The sequence below is a fragment of the Arcobacter siniprincipis (SeqCode) genome, from assembly GCF_048571125.1.
GTDB lineage: Bacteria > Campylobacterota > Campylobacteria > Campylobacterales > Arcobacteraceae > Arcobacter > Arcobacter siniprincipis.
The window spans coordinates 2308105-2333589 of sequence record NZ_CP182343.1; the positions used below are offsets into that span (position 1 = coordinate 2308105).

Sequence of the window (25485 nt, forward strand, 5' to 3'; positions counted from 1 at the left end):
CTAATTTAGATTTTCATTCTTTTTAGTATCTCAAAAGTTTTACTAACATCATAAGTAGCACTATGATGTTTATTTTCATCAAACTCAATACCATAATAAAAACACACTTCATCTAAAGTTGGATTTTTAATTTTGGCATTTTTATTTAAAGCTTTTACAATATGCTTATTCTCTTTCATTGTACAAATATGATTTTTAAAATTTACAATTTGTCTTAAATGACGAAGCTCAAAACTAATATTGTGAGCAACCAGTGTTTCTGCTCCACCACAAAACTCTACAAACTCTTCATCTTCTTTAAAATAAGAAGCATAAGAGGAGTTTTGTCTTATTTTTAATATAGATTCAGGGGTAAGTTTATGAACCTCATAAGAGTATGGATTTACAGGATAACGAGAGAGATAGTATCTATGAAATTTATCACGAACTATATATTCTCCATTTACTACCTCTAATTTTACAGCTGCTGCTTCTATAACATCATGTTCGTTATGGCTATTTGTTTCAAAGTCTAAAATTATCATCTAACAACTAAATCTTTTGTTTCAAAAGAAGAAGGAATAGAGAAATAAAAACCTTGAGAGTATTCTATTCCTAAAGACTCTATTTTATCAAAAATCTCTTTGCTACTAACATATTCAACTATTACTTTTATATTGGCTTCTTTTGCAAAGGCTACAATACTTTTTACCAATAAAAAGGATACATCATCTTCAAGTATTCGTTTAATAATATTTCCATCAATTTTTATATAATCAGTTTTTATTTCAGTAAGATAAATAAAGTTTGAATATCCACTTCCAAAATCATCTATATAAATCTTATATCCCAACTCTTTTAACATAGATAGGTTTTCTTTTGCATCAAGACAAGTCATAATATCTTCATTTTCAACTAACTCTAAACCCAACCTGTTTGATACGCTTCTATCTTCTGCATAAGTTATTAAAATACTTAAAATAGAATCATTTATTATATCTTGGGGATTTAGATTAACATTGATTTTGATTTTTTCATCTTCTAAAAGTCTTTTATAACAAATATCTAAAACACATTTTGTAATATTTCTTAAAATAAATGTACCACGAATAGCAGGTAAAATCTTATCAGGGGTAATTATTGTCCCATCTTTATCTACTATTCGTAAAAGTGCTTCATAATGTGATATCTCTTTTGTTTGTGTATCAACAATCCCTTGATAAAAACAAATTACTCTATTCTCATCCATTGCCTCATTTATTTCGCTAATAGACAAACAATTAGCAATTTGATCTTCATTTTCATCATAAATTTCAATAGTATTTCTACCTTTGTTTTTTGCACTATATAAAGCAATATCTGCTAGCTTAAAGGCCTCTGAAAAAGTTTTTGATTTAAAAGGAACAAGATTAACTCCAATAGAAACAGTAATATTAATATAATTTTCATTATTGATATAAAATTTATTTTTCTGGATATTTTTATAAATTCGCTCTATTATGTTTAAAGCACTAGCATGGTCATTTCTTCTCGCTTTTGCTAAAATAACAAACTCTTCTCCTCCATACCTAATAACAATATCTTCTTTAGTTCTTGTAGATTTTAGAATTATTTTTGCCACATCTTTTAATATCTTATCTCCAATATCATGCCCATAAGTATCATTTACTCTTTTGAAAAAATCTATATCAAGGGTAGCTAAAACATAATCATTTAAATTAATAAAATCTTCTGATTCTTGTAAATAGTTTCTATTATAAACATTTGTTAACTTATCAATATAAACTACTTTTTTCATAACACTATATTTGAATGTCTGAATAATTAAGATTATTAAGAAAATAAAAGTAATAAGAATAATTCCAATAATTACATTTTTGATTACAGTAATCATCTCATTGATATCTTCAATCTTATTGATTGAAAAATCTATTGCTAAAATAAGTTTCACTTCACCATTTTGAATAATAGGTACAAGGTATGTAATTGATAATTCATGCAAAAGTTTGTGCATTATTAATTGAGGTTCTTTAGTCTTATATAAATTAAACCACTTTTCACTTTCTATATCAAATTTTTGATTTATTGTAGCTTTTTCAGCAGGCTTTGAAGCATCAACTAAAAATCTAAATATACCTTTTTCATCTTTATATAAAAGGTATGCATATTTTATATTCTTTGTTAAAAGTATTTTTAGATGTTCTTCTATTCTCTTTTGCAATGCAAAATCTTTTTCTATGTATTTAACATAATCTTCATTTTTAGCATTATTTAATATTCTTTCTATTGAAGTAGCATCATTTCTGGCAATAGAGATAACATCAAAAATAGAAATATCAACCATTTTCTTTTCAACTTTATTCTCTAATATCGTAATTCCATATAAAAGCAAAAGCAAAAGGGAAGAAATGAATGCAGTTAGAAGTATAATCCTTAAAGGATTTTTTATAAATAACTTATCTTTCATCAAAATCTTCCACAAATTGGTCATAATCTTTTGGTAGTTTGATGTGTTCTTTGGTTAATCTTGCTTTTATAAAAACAATATTAGGTCTACTTTTATTCCAAAAAAATGCTCCGAAATATTTTCTATTGGAAAGTAATTTTTTATAGTTATTAGTAAAGAATAATTTGTTTTCTTGAGAACAACTATTAATATCTTCTTTATTATTTTTAACGAAAACAAAGTTTGAATTTTCACAAGTTTTAGTCAAAAGAAAATATTTAGAATAAACTCTTTTTTCCATATTAGTTATATTTGGAATAAAAAGCCTAATATCTTCATTTAAAGAACTTTTTGCAATTTTTGCAATAATTTTTGCTTCTAATTCAATCTCTTTATCATATTCATTGACTAAAAAAGTATATTGAGAAGAAGAAAATAAAGATGAAATAATACTTAATATTAAGATTAGGCTTTTCATTAGAATACCCATTTCAGTGTCATAGTAACACTTCTTCCATAATCTTTAAGTGCAAAGTCTTTTTTTGTACTTACATCATAAAAAAGAGATTGAGTTGATTTATTAAAAATATTCTCACCCTTTAAACTCAGACTTAAATTTTTAGTTACATTATATGTACTACCAATACTTACATCATAGGCACTACCAACATGAACATCTTTATAAGAATATGAACTTTTGTAGTTTAATGAAGTAAAATACTCAAACCTTTTATACTCTCCCATATACTTAATGTATCCACCGTCTTGTGAATTATTTGCAATCTCACTCAAACTTGTTAAATAATAATTAAGTTTTATTTTATCTTGGTTTGCAAAATTATACTCATAATCAAATATCCAACCATCAGTTGTAATTTTGTGATCAACATTTACAAAACCATAAGAAGAAAGATATATAAAATCTTTTATAGTAACATGATCATATGTTATTCCAAATTTTGAGTTATCTGTAGTAAAAACACCTTCAAGAGTGTAGAATCTGTACTTTTGCTCTTTTAATTCTTTGTTAGAAGGTAAAGCAAAATCTATACTATAAAAATCTTGAGGTACAGTTGTTATTGTATAAAAACTTTTTAGACCAAAATTTTTATAAGGGGTATAAATAGTTCCTATTCTATAATTACTATTTGTAGAATCTTTTAAAAATCCTTTTCTTTTGTATTTATCATACTTTGCATTTCCTATAATTATTAAATCATCTTTTATTTTATAATCATCTTGAAATAACACAGAATAAACACTCTCTTCATTAAAGTTGTTAAACTCTCCTACATCAATAGAAGTATTTGAATTAATAAGAGTTCTATTATTTACTTCATACTTTTTATTTTCCATGCTTAGTGCAGCTAAAAAGTTATTGTTTTTATAATTAAATGTTTTTGATAAATATGCATTTGTTTTTGTTAGCTTTAAATCTTCATTATATTTTGTAATATTTTGTAAAGGAGAAAAAAGATAAGGAATAATTGTAATGCCTTCCTTATTTTCTTCTTCATATTTTCTATTATTTTTCCCAATTGAAAAATTAAATTTTATTGATTTATCATCTAAAAAATATTTGGTAACATCTAAAAAATAGTTTTTTGAATATATTTCACCACTGTTTGGAGTTATATCTTTTGAGAATCCCATATAGTTATCTTTTCTTAAATCACTATACCCAACATTGATACTTGTTGTTTCATTCTTTACATCTAAGTAAAGATATCTCCTATGAGAATCATTTGAAAGTTTTCTGTCTTTATAATCGGACTCATCTCTTATTTTTGTATTATTTAAATATATTAAATATGACCAATCTGTACCTAATTGAGATGAATAAGTAAATCCATTTGAATTTGTATGATTATTAGAAATTTGAGAAGTAATTTCAGCACCATTTTCTTTTTCAGGATTTTTAGTATAAAGTCTTATAAAATATACTCCACTATCATTTCCAAGAGAAAAAGAACTTTGTCCATAATATATCTCAACATGATCAATAAAATCTAAAGGTAAATCACCCCAAATAATAAAGGGTGATTTAGTTTGAGCTGAGCTTATTTCATGGTCATTTATAAAAAACCTAAAAAATCCACTAACAGTTGTTTTACTTCCTGCAAGGGATGGATTAGATACTCCATATCTATTTTTATTTAGTGTAAAAAGGGGAAGTTCTTTTAAGATATCACTTAATTTATGGTATTGCATAAGTTTCATCTCTTTTTGCGAATAAATACGAACATGCCCCATTTTCTCATCTACAGTTTGCAATGAGTTTTCAGTGGTTTTTTCATATTGATCAAGTAAAGATTCTAAAGTACTTGAAAATAATGTTGAAAGAAATAAAAAAAGCAATAATAATATTTTCATCTAATACCTAGTTTTGTAGTCATATACGCACATAAAGCCAAATTTTAGCCAAAATAAATTTAATTGTTTATTTAAAACATTTAATGTTGCATAATATGAAACTAGAAATAATTAGTTTCATTTTAAATTCTAAATTAAAACTTTATGATATATCATTTATCAATAATAAAAAGGAGAAATATTATGTCAAAAAAAATATTGATTATTGCTGGAGATTTTGTTGAAGATTATGAATTAATGGTACCATTTCAAGCTCTTTTGATGTTAGGACACACTGTTGATGTTATTTGTCCAGATAAAAAAGCAGGTGATCAAATAAAAACTGCAATTCATGATTTTGAAGGTGATCAAACTTATACTGAAAAGCCCGGTCATAAATTTACATTAAATGCCTCTTTTGATGAGATAGATGAGAATAGTTATGATGCACTTCTAATCCCAGGAGGAAGAGCGCCTGAATACATCAGATTGTATCCTAGAGTTTTAGAAATAGTTCAAAACTTCAACTCAAAAAATAAACCAATTGCTTCTGTTTGTCATGGTATTCAAGTATTAGTTGCTGCTGGAATAGTCAAAGATAGAACTTGTTCTTGTTATCCAGCTTGTGCGCCAGACCTTACTACAAATGGAGGAACATGGGCTGATATTGGCTTTGAAGATGCTATCGTTGAAGGTAACTTAGTAACAGCTGCTGCATGGCCAGCTCATCCTAAATGGCTTGCAAAATTCAATGAACTTCTAGCTTAAATTTTAAAATAACAGAACTACTAAAAAAGTTCTGTTATTTGATATAATAAACAAAAAGAGTTTTATTATGTCAACTAACAAATCTTTTACAAAAGGTTTACAAGTTTATAAAGAAATCATAAACTATGATAAACCTATTTTAGCAAAACAACTATGCAAAAAACTAAACATCGAAAAAAGTACTATGTCAAGGCTTCTTAAAACTCTTCAAGAAGAGGGTTTTATCACTCACTTAGAAAAATCAAATGAAATCATAGCTACAGATATAACAAAACCAACAAACTCAAAAACAAGAATAGAACTTATAGTAAAGAAAACAAACTCTCTTTTAGAAGAGATATATTCAAATACAAATGAATGTGCATATTTGGGTATTTTTGATAACTACAAGGTTTTATATTTAAATCAATTTGATAACTCAGATAGGATAATTAAAACAAGAAATAAAATAGGACTACAAGCTCCTTTGCATACAAATGCTTTAGGTAAATCAATCTTAGCTTTTGGAAACTTTGATTTAGAAAAAGTAAAATTAAACTCATATACTCACAATACTATTACAAGTCTAAAGAGTCTAGAAGATACTTTAAAAGAAGTTAGAGAGAATGGTTACTCTATTGATGATAAAGAGTATCAAGATGGTATGAGATGTGTTGGTGTTCCGTTATTTAATCATGAGAATATTTTGATTGCTTCAGTTGGTATTTCTGGTACTAAGGATAGATTGACTTTAGATAAGTCCCATGAATATGGGAAAATGATTTTGGATATTGTTAGTAGGTATTCTATTGTTTTATGAGACTAATAATATCTTCGCTTACTTATTAATTGAAATAATTATATAATTATTTCATATTAAATAAAAGGAATAGTTATGGGTTGGAGAGGAAACTTAAGAACAATAAATTCTACTTTAAATAAAATAGATAGAGAATCAAAACGTAAGCAAAGAGAACTAGAAAAACGTCACAAAAACAAACAAAAAATAGAAGAATTGGAACAGGCTAAATATGATGTAGAAGTCTATGAAAACTATATAGAGCAAATACAATCATTACATAAAGAAGGTTCAGAAAAAATTAATTGGATTGCATTAAAAAATGAACAAGCTCCACAAGAACCCAAATTAATATATACAAAACAACAAGAAGCAGAATCTATTTTTAATAACTTTAAACCTAACTTTTTTCACAAAATATTTAATAGAGTAGAAAAGAAGAAACAATCTTTGTTAAAAGAGATTGAAAAATCTAAAATATTAGATGAACAAAATTATGAACAAAAAAAACTTACATATAAAAAAGAATATACTGATTGGAAAGAGCAAATTGAATTAGCAACTAAAGTATTAAACAATGAAGAAAAAGCTTTTTTAGATGTAATACAAGAACTTAACCCATTTGAAGAAATCAATAATCTAGGAACTAAGTTAGACTTTAAATTAGATAAAAGATATTTGTACATTGATTTAAATGTCCATAGTCAAGATATTATTCCAAATGAATCCAAATATTTACTAAAAAGTGGTAAATTATCATCAAAAAACCTGACAAAAAGTTTATATCATGAGATATACCAAGATTACGTTTGTAGTGCAATATTAAGAGTTGCAAGAGAAGTATTTGCATTACTTCCTATTGATAGTGTAATCATTACAGCAGAAGACGAATTATTAAATAAAAGCACAGGACACAAAGAATTATTACCTATTGTTTCTGCTTTAATTTCTAAAGAAATATTTGAGGATTTAAATCTTAATTTAATTGATACATCTGATTCAATGACAAATTTTATACATAATATGGACTTTAAAAAAACTACTGGGTTTAAACCCGTAAATAAAATTAATTTAGAAGAATAAAGTTTTACTTATATTTATAGTTTTTATTAAATAATTCTAAAGTATCTAATCGGACATCAATAAAGGAATCATCTGTATATTTTAATGGACTATCCATATCTTCAATTAAATAATACATTCCTCCAAGTACAAATACTAATAAAACAGAAGAAATAAATCCTATTAAACCAGGAACAACTAAAATTACTGTTAATGTGTATAAAATTGTCACAATTTTTAGAAATTTTTCATAATTTATAGGTGTTTTAGCTAAAGTTCTATGTAATAAATATGCAACATCTCTATGAAATCCTGCTGTATTTGGACCTCCAATTTTATTTTCTTCTAGCTTTTCCTCTAATTCATCAGTAAGAGTAATCATTTCTTCAACTTTTTTTTCTTTCTTTTTTTCTGATACTGAATATTTTAAAGTTTCTTCTAATTTACTACTCCATTTATATAAATCTTTTTGTACATTTATATTATTTTGCATATCCCTAAGAGAACCAATAATCCTACATACTGCATCTTCAATTTGATATATTCGTGAATTAACAACTTTAAGTTTTGTTCCTAAGAGAACAGCTAAAGAAAAACCTACCACTGCTATAACAATTGTTAAATCCTTACTATTTATCCACCAAGATTCATTTTCAAAAAGTACAATTATTCCTTTATATGCAATTGCAGAAGCAATATAAGGAACAAGTTTCCCAATAATTCCATTTAAATTTCTAAATAAACGAATTACCTTTAATATTCTAAATATCCTAAACAATTTAAATGCTCTTATCCAGAGTGCTCCACCTAATGATGGGAAAAATATTAAACTTATTAATTCTGGTACTACAGATAATATATCTATTAAACCATATATACTAAATATATACTTAGTTTTATTTTTTACAAATATTAATCTAATCAAAAGTTCAATGGTGAAAAATAATAAGATAAAATTATTTAAATAATTAAAATACTCTTCATAGTTTTGAAAGAATAATCCATTTTTAGTTGAAATTATTGCATTTAGGATTGATACATAAATTAATATTATTAATACATATGAAAAATATTGAGCAATTTTTGTTTTAGGGTTATCAAGAAAATCAATAATTTTGTTATTAGTCATTCTTATCCTTTTTATATATACTATTTTACTATAAATAAATTACTATTTCGTATAAAATAACTCTTTTTGTGAATTTTACATTCTCTTGAAGACTTAGCAGTCTCCGCTTTCTTACTTTTGTATTGACGAAAAGTAAGCAAAAACAACTACGGCTGCGAAGCCAAAGGTTCCCTCCCTTATTATTTTTATTTTTTCTGCTTGCTAAAACTCATTTATTAAAACTTGCGTTTAGCAACTTTTAAACATTCAGACAGTTAGCAATCTTGTCTAGAAAAAAGAAAAATAAACGCTCGGCTTCTGTAGATGTAGAAAGAAATCTCTTTGGTTGTTTATTTTCTTAGAAGTTTAAACTATTTTGTGTAAATCAGAGTAAATAAAAGCAAAGAATCTAAACAAATCAAAAATGCAAATGTCATTATCCCACCTTTTATTTCCAACATTTGCAAAAGCCGAATGTTTATTTCTCTTTTCGGAAAAGACTTGCAACTGTTTGAATATAATAAATATGCTATAGAGCATATTTTTATATAAGTTTTGCAAGAAAGGAAAGATAAATAATAAATAAGGGAACCCGAAGGGCTTTGATACGGTTGGTGGCTTTTTGTTTTACTTTTTGCCACCAAAAAGTGAAGAAGCGAATACCTTTAGGTATTTATGAGAATTAAATTTTTCACCTATTAATAGTTTATCCAACTTTTGATATACTAGAAAAAATATTATAGAAAGAAAACAATGATAAAAACACCTTATTTAACAGTTGATGGCATCATAAAACTATATGATGAAAAAGAAAACTTTAGAGGAATCGTTTTGATTGAAAGACTAAACAGACCACTAGGAATGGCTATTCCTGGTGGGTTTGTTGATATTGGCGAAACAGTTGAAAATGCAGTAGTTCGTGAGATGAAAGAAGAAACCTCACTTGATGTTACAATTGAATCACTCCTTGGAGTTTACTCAGACCCAAAAAGAGATGAAAGATTTCATACGGTATCAATAGTTTTTATATGCAAAGCCTATGGAGAACCTATAGCTCAAGATGATGCAAAAGAAGTATTTATATATGAAAAAGACAAAATACCACTTGATAAATTGGTCTTTGACCATAAAAAAATCATTAATGACTTTTTAAAGAAATAATAGATGAATGTCAAAATAAAAATTGGATAATTAAATTATAATTAACAATTTGATAACTAAGTAGATTATATAATAATACATAATAAAATTATTTTTTAATATAAGTTTTATTTTTTTTAGACTAATATAGATGAATTAATACCATAATTACTAAGTGAGTTTAAAATGGGCATGAATGAATACATAACAAATAAAGAAAAATATTATCTTATTAATAAAGAAATAATAAATGAAGGTGTTGAATTTTTCTTTGATTTATATGGGAAAAACTCAAAAGAAGAAAATGTTTCTTTAATCTCTACAAAAAGTAGAAAACTTATTCTTCACGATATTGAAAATCTGTCTGATTACAGATATCTGTATGTTCATGAAAATGAAAGAAAATTTTATGAAAATTATTATAATGATTTTATGAGCAAAAAACTCATACCAAAAAATATGAAAAATTTTTATGAAGAAGTTGGAAATACTGTAAATAATATATTTGAAAATCCTCAAACAATAAAAAATGTAAAAGAAGTAGAAATTATAGTAAATGATATGGTATCTACAATTTTACAAGATAGTTTTTCAGTAAGTTCATTTATAACTATACTTGCAAGTGATTACTATACGCATACTCATTCATTAAATGTAAGCGTTTATGCCTTATGCCTGGGTAAACATATGGGCATGAATAAAAAAGATTTAGAAAACTTAGGAATATCTGCCTTACTTCATGACTTAGGGAAAACTCAAATTAGTGACAAAATCATAAATAAAGAAGGTATTTTGACTGAACATGAATTTAATGAGGTTAAAAAGCACCCAATGTATGGATGGGCAATGGCAAGACAATTAGGAATTACAAATAAAGAGATATTATCAGGTATTAGAAATCATCATGAAAGAGTTGATGGTTTCGGATATCCAGATAAGCAAAAAGCTGAACACATGAGTATTTTTGCAAAAATAATTGCTGTATGTGATGTTTTTGATGCCTTAACCACCAATAAAAGTTATAAAAACTCAACAGGCACATTTAATACCCTTGTTATGATGAAAAAAGAGATGTCAAAACATCTAGATGGTAATGTTGTAAATCACTTCATTGGAGTATTTAAAGAAGAAATGAATAAAATACAACAACACAAATAATAATTAAACTATAATAAGCCTTTTAAGGCACTTGTTAAAAGAGTAGAAGAATCAACACCCCCTACTTTTTGTACATACTCAATAATTAATGGTACAAATTTACTAACCATATTAGAATCCATTCCCAAAGTTTTAAATGCAGTTTGTACAGATTCAGCTGAACTAATTTTATTCAATAAACTATCTGTCAATGAAGAAGTATTTAGATTACCTAAAGCTGGAACATCTTTTAACAAACCCGTATAATCCGTATCAGAAATTTGGTTTTTTGCATATTGTAAAATTGTTGCTGTTCCTGTTGTAGCTTGAGTTGGTGTTATGTTCATATTTTTTGAGATAGAGCTTATTAAGTCATTTTCACTTGTTTTTGAAAGTTCGTTAGAGATCATATTTTTAACTTGGTCAAACATTCCAGCATGAGAAAATGTGACAAGTAGAAACATTATAGATAATAGGATTTTATTCACTATTCTTCCTTACTTTTTAGAAAATTATACCATAAGAAATTATTAGTTCATCTTTTATTTAAGTAAATAGTTTAGTACTTTTATGAGAATTAGTTTTATTGCAAGTAGGACATATATTATGAAATTTCGATTCATCTTCTTCACAAATAACACAAGGATAAGTTAAAGAGGGAGAATCTTTAAATAATATCTTTTTTGATATAAATTTATTTGCCATATATGCAACATTTAAGATAGGGTCATTTTGTAGTTTCTTTAAAGTTTTTTGAGAAGTATTTGTATTTCGAGCCACTGCTCTTCTTACTTTATAATTAGAAGATTTCGAAAGTTTTTTTAACTCTTTTGGGTCAATACTTTTCTTAGCTTGAAGAGCTTCTTCAATAGATTTTTTCACTTTTTTCTCCATTATTTTTATTAAGAAAAAATTTTACTTTAAGATGGTTTCAATATAGCGACAGAAAATAAATGAGTTAATAATTTTATAGAAGATGATAAAAGGAGACTTTCTCCTTTTATCTAAAGAATATGGTCGTCTTTTCTTGGTTGCGGTAATATAAGATTTAAAAATATACCAGTAATAGCTCCAAGTCCAATTCCTGAAAATGAAACTCCACCAAAATTAAATGTCATTCCTCCAATTGCAAAAACTAAAATCATAGAAACAATAACTAAGTTTCTAGGACAGTTAAAATCAATATTAGCTCTTACTAAAGTAGAGATACCAACGCTTGCAATAATTCCAAAAAGTAATAGCATAACTCCACCCATAACTGGAACTGGAATAGTAGCTAGTATTCCACCTAATTTCCCAACAAATGCTAAAATAATAGCAGCAATAGCAGCCCAAGTCATAATTGCAGGATTAAATGCTTTTGTTACTGTAACTGCTCCTGTAACTTCTGAATATGTAGTATTTGGTGGACCACCAAACATTGATGCAACAGAAGTTGCTAAACCATCTCCTAAAAGCGTATTTTTTAATCCTGGCTTTTTAAGATAATCCATTTTTGTAACATTTGAAATAGCTAGCATATCACCAATATGCTCAATAGCAGGTGCAATTGCAATTGGTAAAATAAAAATAATTGCTTGCCAATTAAACTCAGGTGCCGTAAAGTTTGGCATAGAAAACCAAGAAGCTTTTGCTACAATTGAGAAATCAACTACTCCAAAAAATATTGAAACAAAATAACCCACTAAAATAGCACCTAAGATAGGAATCAGTTTGAAAATACCTTTTCCCAAAAGTGATATAAATACCATAGTAAAAAGAGAAATCATAGAGATAATAATAGCTGTTTCAAAGGGAATTAAAACAATCGCTCCATCTCCTGTTTTACCCATAGCCATATTTACTGCAACTGGAGATAAAATAAGTCCAATAGAGATAATAACAGGTCCCACAACAACTGCCGGTAAAAGTTTATGAATGAAATTATCACCTTTTAATCTAATAATAAAACTAAGCACAACATAAAATAGTCCAGAAGCAACAAGTCCGGACATAGTTGCAGCTATTCCCCAAGTTTTTACCCCATAAGAAATAGGAGCAATAAAAGCAAAAGATGAAGCTAAAAAGATAGGTGGAACTGTTTTTCTATTTACAAGTTGAAATACTAAAGTACCAAGACCAGCAGTAAAAAGTGCAACATTTGGATCAAGTCCTGTCAAAATTGGTACAAGTACAAGTGCACCAAAAGCAACAAACAAAAACTGAATACCAAGAATAGAATCCTTGATTCTAAAATTATAATCTGTGGGTTTCATTTATCCTCTTTATTTAAATAATTTTGTTATGGTAACCAAATAATGGTTAATATTATGTAAACCACTGTTTAGGATATAAGCAATTTTGCGATATAATCCTGATCAAATAATAAAATAAAATAGGACAACATATGTATAAAGAAAGTACTAATATACTAGTAAAACATCTAATAAATAGATTAAGAGATGTAAGAACAGCATCAAATGAATTTAGACTTACAATTGAAGAGATTTCAAGAATAATTGCAGCTGAAGCCTTATCTGATTTTAATACAATTACACAAAATATAAACACATGGCAAGGTCCTTTAGATGTTCAAATGATAGAAGTACAAAAATTAGTATTAGTACCAATTTTAAGAGCTGGTGAACCTATGCTTACAGGTATTTTAAGAACTTTACCATATGCAAGAAGTGGATTTTTAGCTATGAAAAGAGATGAAGAAACTGCCTTATCAAAACTTTTTTATGAAAATATCCCAGAAATCGAAGATAAAACCGTTCTTTTGTTAGATCCAATGGTAGCAACTGGTGGTTCACTTATAGATGGAATTTCTTATTTAAAAAGTAAAGGTGCCAAAAGAATCATCTCTTTAAATATTTTAGGAGCTCCTGAGGGTATAAAAGCTGTTCAAGAAGCTCATCCTGATGTGGATATCTTCATAGCACAGATAGATGAAAGACTTGATGATAACAAATACATAAGACCAGGTCTTGGTGATGCAGGAGATAGAGCATTTTATACTCATGAATAAAATTTACTTTTTTAAAAAATAATTTTAAAACAAAGGCTAATAATGGCTTCAGGTATATTTGCTCTCTTAGATGATATTGCTGTTTTAGCGGATGATGTAGCAGTTACAACTAAAATTGCTACTCAAAAAACTGCTGGAATTTTGGGTGATGACTTGGCAGTAAATGCCCAAAAAGCAATAGGTTTTAGCCAAGAGCGAGAACTAAAAGTAATTTGGGCAATTATAAAGGGTTCTCTAAAAAATAAAGCTATAATACTTCCCTTAGCCTTTTTATTAAGTGCTTTTGCAGCTTTTATTATTCCTTATATTCTTATTTTTGGTGGATTATATCTTCTTTATGAAGGTGCAGAAAAAATAGAAGAATATTTTCATAGTAAACTACATAAACACCACAAAATAGAGATAATTGAATCTACAAGTGATAATATTTTAAAAATAGAAAAAGATAAAATAAAATCAGCAATATTAACTGATTTTATTCTTTCTATAGAAATTGTTATAATCTCTTTAAGTACTGTATTAAATGAAACCTTACCCTTGCAAATTTTTGTGACAAGCTTTGTTGCAATAGTTGCCACTTTTGGAGTATATGGAATAGTAGCACTTATTATTAGAATGGATAATATTGGATTTTGGTTGATTGAAAAAAACAAAGTTACAATAGGAAATTTTTTAATTGCCCTTATGCCAAAAATAATTAAGTTCTTAGCTGTTGTTGGAACTTTTGCCATGATTTTAGTGGGAGGAGGAATTCTTTCACATAATATTCATCCAATAGAAGAAGTTTTTTTTGAAAATATTCCTCTTATTTTAAATCATTTAATAGTAGGTTTTATTGTAGGTTTTTTACTTTTAGTTATTATCAACATATTAAAAAAAGTTTTTAAAAGAGCTAAAAATTAAATGTATTTAGCTCTTTTCTTTATCTAGTGACCGCCAGTTGTTTTTGGTATTTTCACTGGTTTGGGAGCTCCCCAAATCATAAGAGCTGCTAAAACAAATACCACTGAAAGAGTAATCATAACTTGATTGGTTGCCAACATTACACTTTGTTTATTTATCATCATATTTATTGTCTGATTAATCAAATCCGTACTCATTCCTGTATTCTCCATTGCCATTCTTATACTATTATCACTATCTGTAATGGCTACCAAATTAGCATGATTTTCAATTGTTTTATTACTCCAGGCAGTTGCTACAAATGATGTGGCAAAAGCTCCTGAAAGTGTACGAACAAAGTTCAATAATCCAGCTGCAGAATCCACCTCATTTTTTTCAACACTTGAAAGGGATAAACCCATTGCAGGAATAAAAAAGAAAGGTAGTCCAAATCCCATAAACAATAGAGGCAACATAACATCAATAAATGCCATATCTGTATTTGCAATACCTCTCCAAAAAGTCATAAGACCAAGCCATAAAACACCTACAAAAACCAATTTTCTAGCATCTGTAGTAGTTGCAGCTTTTGCCACAAATGGAGCGACTGTTAGCCCAGCAATTCCTGTCCAACAAGCTGCAAGACCAGCTTGCGTTCCTGTATATCCCATCAAAGTTTGAAGCCAAAGAGGAGTTAAAACATTGGCACCAAAATATGCACCAAATGCCAAACTTACAGTTAGTACACTAATGGTAAAGCCCCTATGTCTAAAAACTTTTAAATCAACAACAGGATGTTCATCATAAAATTCCCAAATTATAAAACTAACAAAACTTATAAAAGAGATAATTGCTAATATTACTATTTTAGTTGAACTAAACCAATCAAGATCTTTACCTTCATCTAATACTAATTGTAAACATACAACCCAAATAATTAATAAAAACAATCCAGTCACATCAATAGGTTTTTTAACTAAAGGTTCAACATAATCTTTCAATAATTGCCAAGCAAAAAAACCACAAATAATAACAATAGGTGAATTTAAGAAAAATACCCAAGGCCAGCTATATTCATCACAAACATATCCTCCTACTATTGGTCCTAAAACAGGAGCTACAAGTGTTGTCATAGACCACATTCCAATAGCAACACCTGCTTTTTCTTTTGGAAAAAGTCGTAAAAGCAATGTTTGAGAAAGTGGCATCAAGGGTCCACCAGAAAATCCTTGAAATACCCGTGCAACAACTAATAAACCCAAAGAATCTGCAAGACCACAGACTATAGAAAAAAGCCCAAACATAATCATTGATACCACAAATACTTTTACTGCACCAAACCTAAGAGCAAACCAACCCGTTAGAGGTACTGTTATTGCTTCACCTATTGCATAAGCTGTGATTACCCAAGTACCTTGAGATGCTGTTGCTCCTAGATTTCCAGCGATATGAGGAACTGATACATTTGCAATAGTCATATTTAAAACTGCAATAAAATTTGCAGTTGTAAGCATAAGTGCAGCAACCCAAAACATTGTAGGGGATAATTTAAATTCTCCTATAACTTCTTCAGAAGAAGCTTTATCATTTTGCATAATAGACTCTCATTTTATTTTTGATTAAAAGTATTTATTTCTACATCCATTGAAAGACCTACTTTTAAAGGATGAGCTTCCAACTCTTCAGGAAGTAGTTTTATACGAACTGGTACTCTTTGAACAACTTTAATCCAATTTCCCGTAGCATTTTGTGCAGGGATTAAAGAAAAAGCAGCTCCTGTTCCACCAGAGAAACCTTCTACTTCACCATGATATGTAACATCATCTCCATAAATATCTGCATGAACAATAGCCTCTTGACCAACTTTAACTCTTCTCAATTTTCCTTCTTTGAAATTTGCATTTACATATATATTATGAGTAGGAACAATTGATAATAAAGGTGTTCCTTCTTGAACTCTTTGTCCAAGTTCTACTTGTCTTTTGGCAATTATTCCACTTATTGGTGCTTTAATAATCGTACGATTAAAGTTTACAATCGCTTGGTCTAATCTAGCTTTTGCTAAAAGAACTTCTGGATTGTTTTCTACACTTACATTATCAATTCTTGTTGCATTTTGGTTTCTTGAGCCAACTGCAGAGATAATATTTGATTTTGATTGTTTTACTTCAGCTATTGTTGCATCTAAATTTGCTTTTGCATTTTCATAAGCATTTTTTGCTTTTGTTAATTCATCTTCTGAAACTGCACCAGATGAGATTAGATCTTCTCTTCTTTTTAAATCTATTTGTGCTCTTTTTAAATCAGCTTTTACAGAACTCAATTTGGCATTCATTCTTATTTCATCTGATTTTCGTGCTTCAATTAAAGCATTTAATCCATTATCGTTTGCCATATACCCTTTTACACGACGAATTGCTAAACTTAAATTTGCTTTTGCTTCTTCTAGAGCTAAAGAAGTATCTGTTTGATTTATTTTTACTAAAATATCACCTTTTTTTACAACTTGAGTATTTGTAACAAGTACATCACTTATTGTACCACCAACAGAAGGTGTAACTTGTGCAATTTCCACATCTGTGTATGCATTATCAGTTGAAACATAGTGTGAAGCATAAAAATACCAATACAAACCAAAAATTGTTCCTATTAAGACAAACAATACCAAAAAAATCGAAAGTACTTTTTTTCTTTTACTTTGATTTTTCTTTACTTTTTCATTGATTTTTTTATTTTCTTCCATTATTATTTCCTTTTTCATTTATAGGTAATTGTGGGTTATATCCGCCTCCAAGTGCATACTTAAGTGCTATATCCAAAGTAAGTGCTCTGATTTTTTGATTTATTAAATTTCTTTTTGTATTTATAAAATTTTCTTGTGAATATAAAACTTCTAAATAATTACTAAGTCCACCTTCATAACGCTTTGTTTTTATTTCATATGCTTCTTGTGAAGAGTTTAATGCTTCTTGAGATTTTATAAGCTGTTTTGTCAATGCTCTTTGACTAATACCAACATCTGCAACTTCTTTTAAAGCTTGAGTTAGAGTTTGATTATAGTTTGCAACTGCTTGTTCATATATACTTGTATTTTTTCTCAAATCACCTTTTAATCTTCCTGCTGTGAAAAGAGGCAATGAAATAGCAGGCCCCACTGAGCCCATATAAGAATCTTTTTCATGAAGTAAATTCAATCCTAAAGATTGCAATCCAATAAATGCAGAAAGATTTATATTAGGATAAAACTCTGCTTTTTTCTCTTGTATTAAATACTCTTTTGATTCTACTTGCATTTTTGCAGCTATTATATCTGGTCGTCTTCCCAATAAATCAACCGCTAAATTATTAGGAAATCTAAATTCTTTTTGATAAAAATTAATTGTTGGACGAGTTATTTTAAGACCTCTATCAGGTCCAGCTCCCATTAGTGCCGCTATTTTATTTCTTTGTAAAGAGATTTGTTCATCTAGTAATAAAACATTTTCTTGTGCATTTGCTAATAAAGTTTTTGCATCATCAACACTTGATTTATTTTCAAGTCCATTTTCATATCTTTGATTTAATAAAACTAATAATTTATTTTGAACTGTTAAATACTCTTTTAGTTCATCTTTATTTGCAAATAATCGTGCTAACTCAGAATAACTACTTGCTATTGCACTAGAAAGAGTTAATCTTGTTTGTGCAAGTTCTGCTTTCATAGCTTCTACATTTGAGATACTAGCAGCTATAGTTGCACGATTTTTACCCCAAAAATCTAACTCCCAAGAAAAATTTAAAGTAGCTTGTCCATAATCATTCCAACCTTTTGGAGTAACAGCTGGTGGTGTAATATAGTTATAACTATGTTTTTCTTCTGTTACTTGTGCATTTGCACTTATTTGTGGTAAATTTAACGATTTTGTAACCTGAGTATAAGCATCTGCTTCTTTTAATCTTGCCATTGCTGAAATTATATTTGGTGAATCACTTAAGGCTTCACTAATCAATTCATTAAGTTGTTTATCATCATAAATTTTCCACCAGTTCATTTTTGGCCATTGTGCATTATTTTTATTATCAAATGATTCTTTTATTTTATACATTGATATTGAGTTTGGTTTAATTAACTCATTATTTTTAGGAATTGGAGCACAACCACTTACCATTATACTGAGTGTTGTCACTGTAGTTATTATTTTATAATTTGATATTAAATTAACAATTTTTTTATTCATTTATACCTTTCTTCAAAATTGTACTGTACTGTACTGTTCATTTAAAGGAATATTATCTTTTTAAATGTTAAGATAACTTTAAAAAATCTATCTAAAAGAAATATTAATGAGAAAAAAAACAGAAACAAAAAGACAAACAATAATCAAAGCTGCAACAGAAGTCTTTAGAGAATTTGGTTTTGAAAGAGCTTCTATGTCAAAAATTTGTGCTCGCGCTGGTGGCTCTAAAACAACACTATATAACTATTTTCCTTCAAAAGAAGAACTATTTTTTGAAGTAATTTCTATCTCAAATGAAGAGGAATTTCAATTTGTATACGAAACGATCTCTGAATCTGCTAAAATTGAAAATGCATATGAACAATTATGTGAATTTGGGAAAAGACAACTAGCTTTTTTATATTCACCAAAATTAAGAGAATTAAGAAAACTAACAATAAGCCAATCAGGAATAACAGACTTAGGGAAAATTGCTTACAATAATAGAGTATTAAAAGGTCAAAATATTATTTCTAACTTCCTAGAAAAAACTATACAGTTAAATAAAATTAAAAGAATAGATACAACTATTGCAGCAAAGCACTTATGGGGACTAATAGAAGCAGAATTAATCTATCCATTTCTTTTAAATATTGACATAGAATATTCAAAAAAAGAGATGGATGCAATGGCAATAAGAGCTGTTAATCTATTTATGGATGCGTATAAGATTTAAATACTATTTAATTTTGTGTATTCTATTTTAGAATACACATCAAAATCAATATTCTAATGTATAATCCATATTGTACGATCTTAACCCATGAGGTCTACCACCAGAGGAAACAAAGTATTCATCCCAGAAATCAGCTAAGTTATCCAAAACATCAGAGTCTCTATTGTCTTCTTTAGAACTATTTACTTCAACAGAACCCAATCCATACACATATATTTCTGAATCATTAAATGCAGCTAATAAATTTCGCTTTTTAACAAGCTCAAGCTCTTTATTTATATCTAAAAGTTTCACTAGACCATTTTTATAAAATGAAATATGTTTTGAGTTTTCTAGCATATCAGACATAATAACAACAACTTTTCTTTTTGCTTTAGAATATCTAATATTATTTTTACTATATATTTTTAGATTTCTAAGAATTTCAGATTTGGAAATATTATCTTCTTTTTTTCTTGTACCTTTTTCTAAACCATTTTTTATTCCATTATATGTAAATATTTTTACCTCATTTAAGCAATGAGTTATTTTTTTTACTTTACTTCTACTAATATCATCTTCTTCATTATTTGTAAGATCAGAATAAATATAGTAACTCCCAAAATTTTCATTTTTTGAATCTTTACCATATTCAGTAAAACTATACACATTAATCTTAGTATTAGATTTTATAAAAGGAGATATTTTTTTTAAAACTGTATCCTTGTCTTTTTGACTAAAATATGTTGATTTATCAATCAATAAATAAACTTCTGTGGAATAAAAATCATTCTTTAAATACTTATTATCAACACCAATAGATTCCCTACAACTTTGTGGGCTTGCAAGTACCGATGAACAAAAGATACTTATTAGCATTAATCCAAGAATAAATCTATTTCTTATCATTATCACTACCTTTTTTATAATTTTTACAATTAAGATATGCTAATTTACTCTCTTTCCCAATAAATCCCCAATTCATACCAGAAAAAATGCCTATTACTTGAATTCCTAAAAACATAAACATTAAAATTACATAAGTAATTAAATTAGACCTTCTTTTTGATTCAATAATTCCTCTATTTTGAACATCTGCATTATCTTTTGAAGTATCAATTAAAAATGATGGCAAAGATTTAGTATCTTTATTAAAACTTGCCTTTGCTTGCTCCTCAAATGCTTGTGATTCTCTCTTTTCTTTTGTTAAATAAGTCTCTTCTCTAACTTTATAAGCTCCAACAGCAATTACAAGTATTAAAAGAGAAGTAAACATAGGTAGATACCTTTTTCTAACAAACTTGCCCTTTTTAATCTCAGGCTCAGTTCTTGAGTAAATCGAAGTTGCCCTACTATTTAAATCATCATCTTTATTAGTATTTTCAATTCTTAGATGTGGGATAGAATCAAATTCAACATCTTTTTTACCATCAAAATAACTCTCCAAGGTATCTATTTTTTTATTATAATAAATTTGTTCTCCTGTAACATGAGTTAAAGGAACCAAGATACTAGCAATTAACACAGCACCTAAAACACCAGCAACTCTTAAATCAGAATTACTTGCATCACTTAATATATAATCACTAAAAATATATGCAAACCCCATTGCTTCAATAACAACCGCAAATATTAAAACAATTAGAATAAATAAAGGCATAGGCTTACGCTTGTATTCTTCAACCTTTTCTAAATAGTTTCTACTCTTTTCATATAAACTCTTATCATTGTGAGATATTTTTCTATTTTTAAGTAAGTTAAGAACTATTGCAGCAATTAATAATCCAGCTAAAAGCAGAATCCAATATGCTAATTCTACTCCCGTTTTATCATATATTAAATCCATCATTTCATCCATGAAAAAAATCCTTCCTTTTTATCCTCTATATTTTTATTTGCTCTTAAAAGAGTTAAATCTACATCTTTCTTATAATACTTACCATTTAGTGAATAATATACATTTGCATGGGCTACTTCATTTTTTTCATCACTATAAGCAACATCCATACATTCAAAGTTACTATTACTATTTTTTATAGTAGGATAAATTCTATAGATAAATCCCCTATCTCCTTGTCTTGTTACAACTTTAGTTGACATACTAAGAGTAGGATTATTATTTCCTTTTTTTATAAAATTTAAATTAGGACAAGTAATAGGTTCAACATTATTTACCGATACACTAATAGGAGATAAAGAAACAATGTTTTCACCTAAATCTCCATACCATTGAGTACCATCTAGCCAAGGAATTTGTGTTACAACTTTTTCTATTAATACTTCACGTCCAGTCTCAAAATTCTTTACAGTACCTTTTTCTTTAAACGAATCTTCTAAACAACTTGAATAAAATTTCTCTTCTGTCCCTGCATATGCTTTAGTAACAAGTGAAAAGCTAGTATCTTTTAATGGCATACCAACTACTTTTTCAAAAGATTGTTCCATTTTAGCTTGTTGAAATCTTTCTCCACCACTTAAGACTATTCGTTCATTTTTATTTTTAGCATAGTACAGAAAGTCATTTTCTCTACATTGACCTTTATTATCAGAAACACCATTTCCAATAGCATAAAGTTCATTACCTTTAAAATTGGTAGTTCCAATTTCAATAGAACTTGAACCAACTTTATTATTCCCTTTTCCACCAGCAATAGGTTTTACATTTATATTTACATTTTTCATAGTACCCATACCAGACAAAGGTAGATTGGAATTTGCAAGTTCAGAAGAATTTTTAATCACAGGTTTATTTTTTGCTAACTCTTTACCTTTTATAATAGCACCTTTATTTGACTGCCCTATTTTTTCTTTATTAAACATATTTCCATTTGCAGGTTTCATATAAGCATATCTAGCAATATCTTTTTCAGTAGGAGCTTCAACTATTTCAACTCTTCTATTTTTACCTTGTCCTGTACTTGTTTTATTAGTAGCAATTGGTTTTGTTTCTCCCAAACCATAAAAATAAATATTTTCACCTTTAACACCAGCATCTTTAAATATTTGGGCAACTGTTTTTGCTCTTTTTTCAGATAAATTATAATTATAAGAATCTGAACCTCTATCATCTGTATGACCGATAATTAACACTTTTTGTCCCGACTTTGCATATTGTTTAGCAATTTCAGTAAAATAACCTTTTGCTTTTGGATTTAAAATATTAGATGCAGTATTAAATTGATATTTGTCTTCTGTAATAAAAGCTTGTCCAATTTTATCGCCATTTTCAGCTTTCACATCTTCAAAATAAATAGGTATTTTTTCTTCTTTTGCGATTTTTTCAATAGCTGTTCTTCTTTCATCAATTTCAGACCCGATAAAGTAACCTATAGTCCCACCAATTATAGCTCCAATTAGCACACCTTTTTTACCACCAATTTGTTTTCCAATTACCGCACCAGCACCAGCACCAACACCTGTCCCACCAATTTTACCAAGGTTCTTATTTACACTGTTCTGAAATTCAGTTGTGGAGCAACCCGTTAAAAGAATTGAAGCACACAAAGACAAAGTTATTATTTTTTTCTTCATTGAATACCTTATAATTTATGTTAATTATTTAAATTATATTTAAATTGTTTTTAAAATATTAATAAATAACTATTATATTTGTACATTTTATAAATATTTGTATTTTAATTATTAAAAAATAATATTTATATTTTAAAGATTGGTTATTAATATTAAAAGTAAGTACATATATTAAAGATTGTTCAAAATTTTTCAATGTAAATTCACATAAGAAGTGCAATATTTAAGAAGTTATAAAGTGGCAGATAGAATGGGATTTGAACCCATGGTAGATATTATCTACATATGCCTTCCAAGCATACTCTTTCAACCGCTCAGACACCTATCTACAATATGATTTATTAGTTTTTTTGCAAAAAAAAAGTCAAGATTTAAAACTTCAAAAGAAATCTTAAATCTTGACTTTTTTTATGGAGCGGGAGACGAGACTCGAACTCGCGACAATCTGCTTGGAAGGCAGAAGCTCTAGCCAACTGAGCTACTCCCGCATATAAAACTTCTAAACACCATAAGATGGTACTTAGAAGTGGTGGGTCTACTGTGACTCGAACACAGGACCACTCGGTTATGAGCCGAGTGCTCTAACCAACTGAGCTATAGACCCTCACTAATTCAATAGTGGCGGACAGTGAGAGATTCGAACTCTCGGTACCGTTGCCAGTACGCATCCTTAGCAGGGATGTGGTTTCAGCCACTCACCCAACTGTCCTTCTTTGAATTAGGACTGTGATTTTAGACAAATAAAGTTAAAAAATTGCTTAATTTTTGACGATTTTATATTAATTTTTGAAATTTAATCACTAAAAAGGTTTTAAATATTTTCTAAAATCTTTTTAACTACATCATTTGGATTTTCTTCTTTATATATTGGCCGTCCAACTACAATAAAATCAACAGAATTTTCTTTTGCAAATGGAATATCAGCAACTCTTTTTTGATCTCCCGCATCTTCACCAAAAGGCCTAATACCAGGACAAAGTGTGATAAAATTCTCTGAAGTATTCTTTTTAATATCCGCACTTTCAAAAGCAGAACAAACAACTCCATCAATACCAGCATTAAATGTGTCTTTTGCAAACTGTGTCGCTTTTGTTGTTATGTATTCATTGTAAATAGATCTAAAACTTTCATTATCAAAAGAAGTCAAAGCAGTAACAGCTAAAACTAAAGGTCTATTTGGAATATCTTTTATTCTATCCATTACAGTTTTCATAGCATCTATTCCAGCACTTGCATGTACATTAAACATATCTACAAGTCCTAAGGCTGTTATTTCTTCTGCTGCATCTGCCATAGTATTTGGTATATCATAAAGTTTTAAATCCAAAAAGATTTTAAAGTTTGGATTTATCTCTTTTATCTCTTCTAAAAAATATTTACCATCTCTTATATATGTTCTAAATCCTACTTTTAACCAAACATCATAATCTTTTACTTTTTTTACTAATTCAAGATTTTCATCTGCACTTGGTAAATCCAATGAAATACATAGTTTCATTAAGCTTCCTTAGTAACTTTATCTAATACACCATTTATAAATTTTGGTGCACCATCACTTGCTAGTCTTTTTGATAATTCTATTGCTTCATTTATTATAATAGCTCTATCAAGTGTTTCAAATAGTATTTCATAAATAGCAAGTCTTAAAATAGATTTTTCTACAGAACCTATATCTTTTATAGTTCCTTGATTAAGATGAGATTCAATGTGCTCATTAATAACTGCATAGTTATTTACTACACCATTAAATAAATTTAAAGCGAACTCTTTTTGTTTATTTCTTATTTTCTTATCTTCTAAAATTTCATCAACGAATTTTACAATCCCCTCATTACCTAAATCATATGCATAAAGAAGCCCTATTACAGACTCTCTTGCTTGTGTTCTTGTTGCCAATCTATTTTCCCATCTCTTTATATAAATCTAACATTTCAATGATAGTAACCATAGCTTCAGAACCTTTGTTTCCCACTTTACTTCCAGCTCGCTCAATTGCTTGCTCAATAGTATCAGTTGTTAAAACACCATTTGCTACAGGTTTACCTGATTTGATACCAACTGTTGCGATACCTTTTGTAGCTTCAGCAGATATATAATCAAAATGAGGAGTTGCTCCTCTTATTACTGCACCTACACAACATACAGCATCGTATTTGTTTGAAGCCAATGCTTTTTCTAGGGCAAAAGGAATTTCAAATGCACCAGGAACTAAAACTAAATCAAGGTTTGCTTCATTTCCACCATGTCTAATAAAGGCATCTTTTGCACCTTCAACTAATCTATCAGTAATAATATGATTAAATCTACCATTTATAATAAGCACTTTTTCGCTACCGTCAAGTCTTAATTTACCTTCAATAATATTCATTTAAATTTCTCCG

General features: G+C 28.1%; 25 protein-coding genes and 4 tRNA genes. 8 read left to right on the forward strand and 21 right to left on the reverse strand.

All coding sequences use genetic code 11. The features are described 5' to 3' along the window. Positions 1–5: 5 nt before the first annotated feature. The 4 genes from ACNI3D_RS11670 to ACNI3D_RS11685 are packed head-to-tail and all read right to left on the reverse strand — an operon-like array spanning position 6 to position 4798. A complete protein-coding gene (locus tag ACNI3D_RS11670; protein WP_419767134.1) occupies positions 6–524 on the reverse strand; it encodes a 3'-5' exonuclease in 519 nt (172 codons plus the stop codon). Next, positions 521–2446 carry an EAL domain-containing protein gene (locus tag ACNI3D_RS11675; protein WP_419767135.1) on the reverse strand — a complete coding sequence of 642 codons (1926 nt, stop codon included), beginning with the start codon at positions 2444–2446 and terminating at the stop codon, positions 521–523. Before ACNI3D_RS11675 ends, ACNI3D_RS11670 begins: the two co-directional genes overlap by 4 nt. After that, entirely contained in the window at positions 2436–2903 is a 468-nt protein-coding gene (locus ACNI3D_RS11680) for a hypothetical protein (RefSeq protein ID WP_419767136.1), read from the reverse strand. Before ACNI3D_RS11680 ends, ACNI3D_RS11675 begins: the two co-directional genes overlap by 11 nt. Further along, entirely contained in the window at positions 2903–4798 is a 1896-nt protein-coding gene (locus ACNI3D_RS11685; protein ID WP_129100704.1) for a TonB-dependent receptor plug domain-containing protein, read from the reverse strand. The genes ACNI3D_RS11680 and ACNI3D_RS11685 overlap by 1 nt, the downstream gene beginning before the upstream one ends. Positions 4799–4981: 183 nt before the next feature. Here ACNI3D_RS11685 and ACNI3D_RS11690 point away from each other — a divergent pair, with 183 nt between their 5' ends. The 3 genes from ACNI3D_RS11690 (at position 4982) to ACNI3D_RS11700 (ending at position 7406) form a co-directional block, all read left to right on the forward strand. Beyond that, positions 4982–5545, forward strand: a complete 564-nt coding sequence (locus ACNI3D_RS11690; protein WP_419767137.1) for a DJ-1/PfpI family protein — start codon at positions 4982–4984, stop codon at positions 5543–5545. A gap of 67 nt (positions 5546–5612) precedes the next feature. After that, complete coding sequence (locus ACNI3D_RS11695; RefSeq protein WP_375724295.1) at positions 5613–6344, forward strand: IclR family transcriptional regulator; 732 nt, start codon at positions 5613–5615, stop codon at positions 6342–6344. Between the two features lie 75 nt (positions 6345–6419). Next, entirely contained in the window at positions 6420–7406 is a 987-nt protein-coding gene (locus ACNI3D_RS11700) for a hypothetical protein (RefSeq protein WP_419767138.1), read from the forward strand. Positions 7407–7410: 4 nt separating this feature from the next. On the opposite strand, the gene ACNI3D_RS11705 is transcribed toward ACNI3D_RS11700, so the two are convergent. Beyond that, a complete protein-coding gene (locus tag ACNI3D_RS11705) occupies positions 7411–8514 on the reverse strand; it encodes an ion transporter (RefSeq protein ID WP_419767139.1) in 1104 nt (367 codons plus the stop codon). 732 nt (positions 8515–9246) lie between these two features. Here ACNI3D_RS11705 and ACNI3D_RS11710 point away from each other — a divergent pair. Continuing rightward, positions 9247–9654: an NUDIX domain-containing protein gene (locus tag ACNI3D_RS11710; RefSeq protein WP_419767140.1), complete on the forward strand. Its 408-nt coding sequence runs from the start codon at positions 9247–9249 to the stop codon at positions 9652–9654. A 171-nt stretch (positions 9655–9825) separates the two neighbouring features. Then, complete coding sequence (locus tag ACNI3D_RS11715) at positions 9826–10791, forward strand: HD-GYP domain-containing protein (protein WP_164969755.1); 966 nt, start codon at positions 9826–9828, stop codon at positions 10789–10791. Between the two features lie 8 nt (positions 10792–10799). Here the strand turns inward: ACNI3D_RS11715 and ACNI3D_RS11720 are convergent, their stop codons facing one another. The 3 genes from ACNI3D_RS11720 to ACNI3D_RS11730 all read right to left on the reverse strand — a co-directional run bounded on the left by ACNI3D_RS11720 (position 10800) and on the right by ACNI3D_RS11730 (position 13025). Then, complete coding sequence (locus tag ACNI3D_RS11720; RefSeq protein WP_419767141.1) at positions 10800–11258, reverse strand: DUF2780 domain-containing protein; 459 nt, start codon at positions 11256–11258, stop codon at positions 10800–10802. A 58-nt stretch (positions 11259–11316) separates the two neighbouring features. Then, on the reverse strand, positions 11317–11652 hold the full coding sequence (locus ACNI3D_RS11725; protein WP_419767142.1) for a hypothetical protein: 336 nt from the start codon (positions 11650–11652) through the stop codon (positions 11317–11319). Positions 11653–11774: 122 nt separating this feature from the next. Beyond that, positions 11775–13025, reverse strand: a complete 1251-nt coding sequence (locus ACNI3D_RS11730) for a uracil-xanthine permease family protein (RefSeq protein WP_419767143.1) — start codon at positions 13023–13025, stop codon at positions 11775–11777. Positions 13026–13156: 131 nt separating this feature from the next. On the opposite strand from ACNI3D_RS11730, the gene upp reads away from it, so the two are divergent. Together upp and ACNI3D_RS11740 are read left to right on the forward strand one after the other, a co-directional pair. Beyond that, the gene (gene upp, locus ACNI3D_RS11735) at positions 13157–13780 is read left to right on the forward strand and encodes a uracil phosphoribosyltransferase (protein ID WP_129100715.1); all 624 of its coding nucleotides are present in this window, start codon (positions 13157–13159) and stop codon (positions 13778–13780) included. Positions 13781–13822: 42 nt separating this feature from the next. Continuing rightward, positions 13823–14683: a DUF808 domain-containing protein gene (locus ACNI3D_RS11740; RefSeq protein WP_419767144.1), complete on the forward strand. Its 861-nt coding sequence runs from the start codon at positions 13823–13825 to the stop codon at positions 14681–14683. Between the two features lie 23 nt (positions 14684–14706). On the opposite strand, the gene ACNI3D_RS11745 is transcribed toward ACNI3D_RS11740, so the two are convergent. From ACNI3D_RS11745 to ACNI3D_RS11755, 3 genes are read right to left on the reverse strand one after another with little or no spacing between them, the layout of a single operon-like run. After that, a complete protein-coding gene (locus ACNI3D_RS11745; RefSeq protein ID WP_419767145.1) occupies positions 14707–16257 on the reverse strand; it encodes a DHA2 family efflux MFS transporter permease subunit in 1551 nt (516 codons plus the stop codon). 14 nt (positions 16258–16271) lie between these two features. After that, complete coding sequence (locus ACNI3D_RS11750; protein WP_419767146.1) at positions 16272–17405, reverse strand: HlyD family efflux transporter periplasmic adaptor subunit; 1134 nt, start codon at positions 17403–17405, stop codon at positions 16272–16274. Beyond that, entirely contained in the window at positions 17392–18879 is a 1488-nt protein-coding gene (locus ACNI3D_RS11755; RefSeq protein WP_419767147.1) for an efflux transporter outer membrane subunit, read from the reverse strand. The genes ACNI3D_RS11750 and ACNI3D_RS11755 overlap by 14 nt, the downstream gene beginning before the upstream one ends. Positions 18880–18985: 106 nt before the next feature. Here ACNI3D_RS11755 and ACNI3D_RS11760 point away from each other — a divergent pair, with 106 nt between their 5' ends. Continuing rightward, positions 18986–19594 (forward strand): TetR/AcrR family transcriptional regulator, encoded by a 609-nt coding sequence (locus tag ACNI3D_RS11760; RefSeq protein WP_419767148.1) that lies wholly within the window; start codon positions 18986–18988, stop codon positions 19592–19594. Between the two features lie 45 nt (positions 19595–19639). On the opposite strand, the gene ACNI3D_RS11765 is transcribed toward ACNI3D_RS11760, so the two are convergent. The 10 genes from ACNI3D_RS11765 to ribH form a co-directional block, all read right to left on the reverse strand. After that, complete coding sequence (locus tag ACNI3D_RS11765) at positions 19640–20482, reverse strand: hypothetical protein (RefSeq protein WP_419767149.1); 843 nt, start codon at positions 20480–20482, stop codon at positions 19640–19642. After that, a complete protein-coding gene (locus tag ACNI3D_RS11770; protein ID WP_419767150.1) occupies positions 20469–21431 on the reverse strand; it encodes a hypothetical protein in 963 nt (320 codons plus the stop codon). Before ACNI3D_RS11770 ends, ACNI3D_RS11765 begins: the two co-directional genes overlap by 14 nt. Continuing rightward, a complete protein-coding gene (locus ACNI3D_RS11775) occupies positions 21419–23104 on the reverse strand; it encodes an OmpA family protein (protein ID WP_419767151.1) in 1686 nt (561 codons plus the stop codon). The genes ACNI3D_RS11770 and ACNI3D_RS11775 overlap by 13 nt, the downstream gene beginning before the upstream one ends. A 239-nt stretch (positions 23105–23343) precedes the next feature. Continuing rightward, a tRNA-Ser gene (locus ACNI3D_RS11780) sits at positions 23344–23432 on the reverse strand. An 83-nt stretch (positions 23433–23515) separates the two neighbouring features. Beyond that, positions 23516–23592, reverse strand: a tRNA-Gly gene (locus ACNI3D_RS11785). A 39-nt stretch (positions 23593–23631) separates the two neighbouring features. Next, positions 23632–23708 (reverse strand) — tRNA-Ile (locus ACNI3D_RS11790). Positions 23709–23723: 15 nt separating this feature from the next. Next, positions 23724–23813, reverse strand: a tRNA-Ser gene (locus tag ACNI3D_RS11795). Positions 23814–23915: 102 nt separating this feature from the next. Then, the gene (gene pyrF / locus ACNI3D_RS11800; protein ID WP_419767152.1) at positions 23916–24602 is read right to left on the reverse strand and encodes an orotidine-5'-phosphate decarboxylase; all 687 of its coding nucleotides are present in this window, start codon (positions 24600–24602) and stop codon (positions 23916–23918) included. Continuing rightward, on the reverse strand, positions 24602–25000 hold the full coding sequence (nusB, locus tag ACNI3D_RS11805; RefSeq protein ID WP_129100730.1) for a transcription antitermination factor NusB: 399 nt from the start codon (positions 24998–25000) through the stop codon (positions 24602–24604). The genes pyrF and nusB overlap by 1 nt, the downstream gene beginning before the upstream one ends. 1 nt (position 25001) lies before the next feature. Next, positions 25002–25472, reverse strand: coding sequence for a 6,7-dimethyl-8-ribityllumazine synthase (ribH, locus tag ACNI3D_RS11810; RefSeq protein ID WP_419767153.1), 471 nt, complete (start codon positions 25470–25472; stop codon positions 25002–25004). Positions 25473–25485 lie beyond the last annotated feature (13 nt).

Bases quoted from the DNA above. Each gene is read 5' to 3' on its own strand.
- ACNI3D_RS11670 (WP_419767134.1), bottom strand. From the start codon at position 524: ATGATAATTTTAGACTTTGAAACAAATAGCCATAACGAACATGATGTT.
- ACNI3D_RS11675 (WP_419767135.1), bottom strand. From the start codon at position 2,446: ATGAAAGATAAGTTATTTATAAAAAATCCTTTAAGGATTATACTTCTA.
- ACNI3D_RS11680 (WP_419767136.1), bottom strand. From the start codon at position 2,903: ATGAAAAGCCTAATCTTAATATTAAGTATTATTTCATCTTTATTTTCT.
- ACNI3D_RS11685 (WP_129100704.1), bottom strand. From the start codon at position 4,798: ATGAAAATATTATTATTGCTTTTTTTATTTCTTTCAACATTATTTTCA.
- ACNI3D_RS11690 (WP_419767137.1), top strand. From the start codon at position 4,982: ATGTCAAAAAAAATATTGATTATTGCTGGAGATTTTGTTGAAGATTAT.
- ACNI3D_RS11695 (WP_375724295.1), top strand. From the start codon at position 5,613: ATGTCAACTAACAAATCTTTTACAAAAGGTTTACAAGTTTATAAAGAA.
- ACNI3D_RS11700 (WP_419767138.1), top strand. From the start codon at position 6,420: ATGGGTTGGAGAGGAAACTTAAGAACAATAAATTCTACTTTAAATAAA.
- ACNI3D_RS11705 (WP_419767139.1), bottom strand. From the start codon at position 8,514: ATGACTAATAACAAAATTATTGATTTTCTTGATAACCCTAAAACAAAA.
- ACNI3D_RS11710 (WP_419767140.1), top strand. From the start codon at position 9,247: ATGATAAAAACACCTTATTTAACAGTTGATGGCATCATAAAACTATAT.
- ACNI3D_RS11715 (WP_164969755.1), top strand. From the start codon at position 9,826: ATGAATGAATACATAACAAATAAAGAAAAATATTATCTTATTAATAAA.
- ACNI3D_RS11730 (WP_419767143.1), bottom strand. From the start codon at position 13,025: ATGAAACCCACAGATTATAATTTTAGAATCAAGGATTCTATTCTTGGT.
- upp (WP_129100715.1), top strand. From the start codon at position 13,157: ATGTATAAAGAAAGTACTAATATACTAGTAAAACATCTAATAAATAGA.
- ACNI3D_RS11740 (WP_419767144.1), top strand. From the start codon at position 13,823: ATGGCTTCAGGTATATTTGCTCTCTTAGATGATATTGCTGTTTTAGCG.
- ACNI3D_RS11745 (WP_419767145.1), bottom strand. From the start codon at position 16,257: ATGCAAAATGATAAAGCTTCTTCTGAAGAAGTTATAGGAGAATTTAAA.
- ACNI3D_RS11750 (WP_419767146.1), bottom strand. From the start codon at position 17,405: ATGGAAGAAAATAAAAAAATCAATGAAAAAGTAAAGAAAAATCAAAGT.
- ACNI3D_RS11755 (WP_419767147.1), bottom strand. From the start codon at position 18,879: ATGAATAAAAAAATTGTTAATTTAATATCAAATTATAAAATAATAACT.
- ACNI3D_RS11760 (WP_419767148.1), top strand. From the start codon at position 18,986: ATGAGAAAAAAAACAGAAACAAAAAGACAAACAATAATCAAAGCTGCA.
- ACNI3D_RS11765 (WP_419767149.1), bottom strand. From the start codon at position 20,482: ATGATAAGAAATAGATTTATTCTTGGATTAATGCTAATAAGTATCTTT.
- ACNI3D_RS11770 (WP_419767150.1), bottom strand. From the start codon at position 21,431: ATGGATGAAATGATGGATTTAATATATGATAAAACGGGAGTAGAATTA.
- ACNI3D_RS11775 (WP_419767151.1), bottom strand. From the start codon at position 23,104: ATGAAGAAAAAAATAATAACTTTGTCTTTGTGTGCTTCAATTCTTTTA.
- pyrF (WP_419767152.1), bottom strand. From the start codon at position 24,602: ATGAAACTATGTATTTCATTGGATTTACCAAGTGCAGATGAAAATCTT.
- ribH (WP_419767153.1), bottom strand. From the start codon at position 25,472: ATGAATATTATTGAAGGTAAATTAAGACTTGACGGTAGCGAAAAAGTG.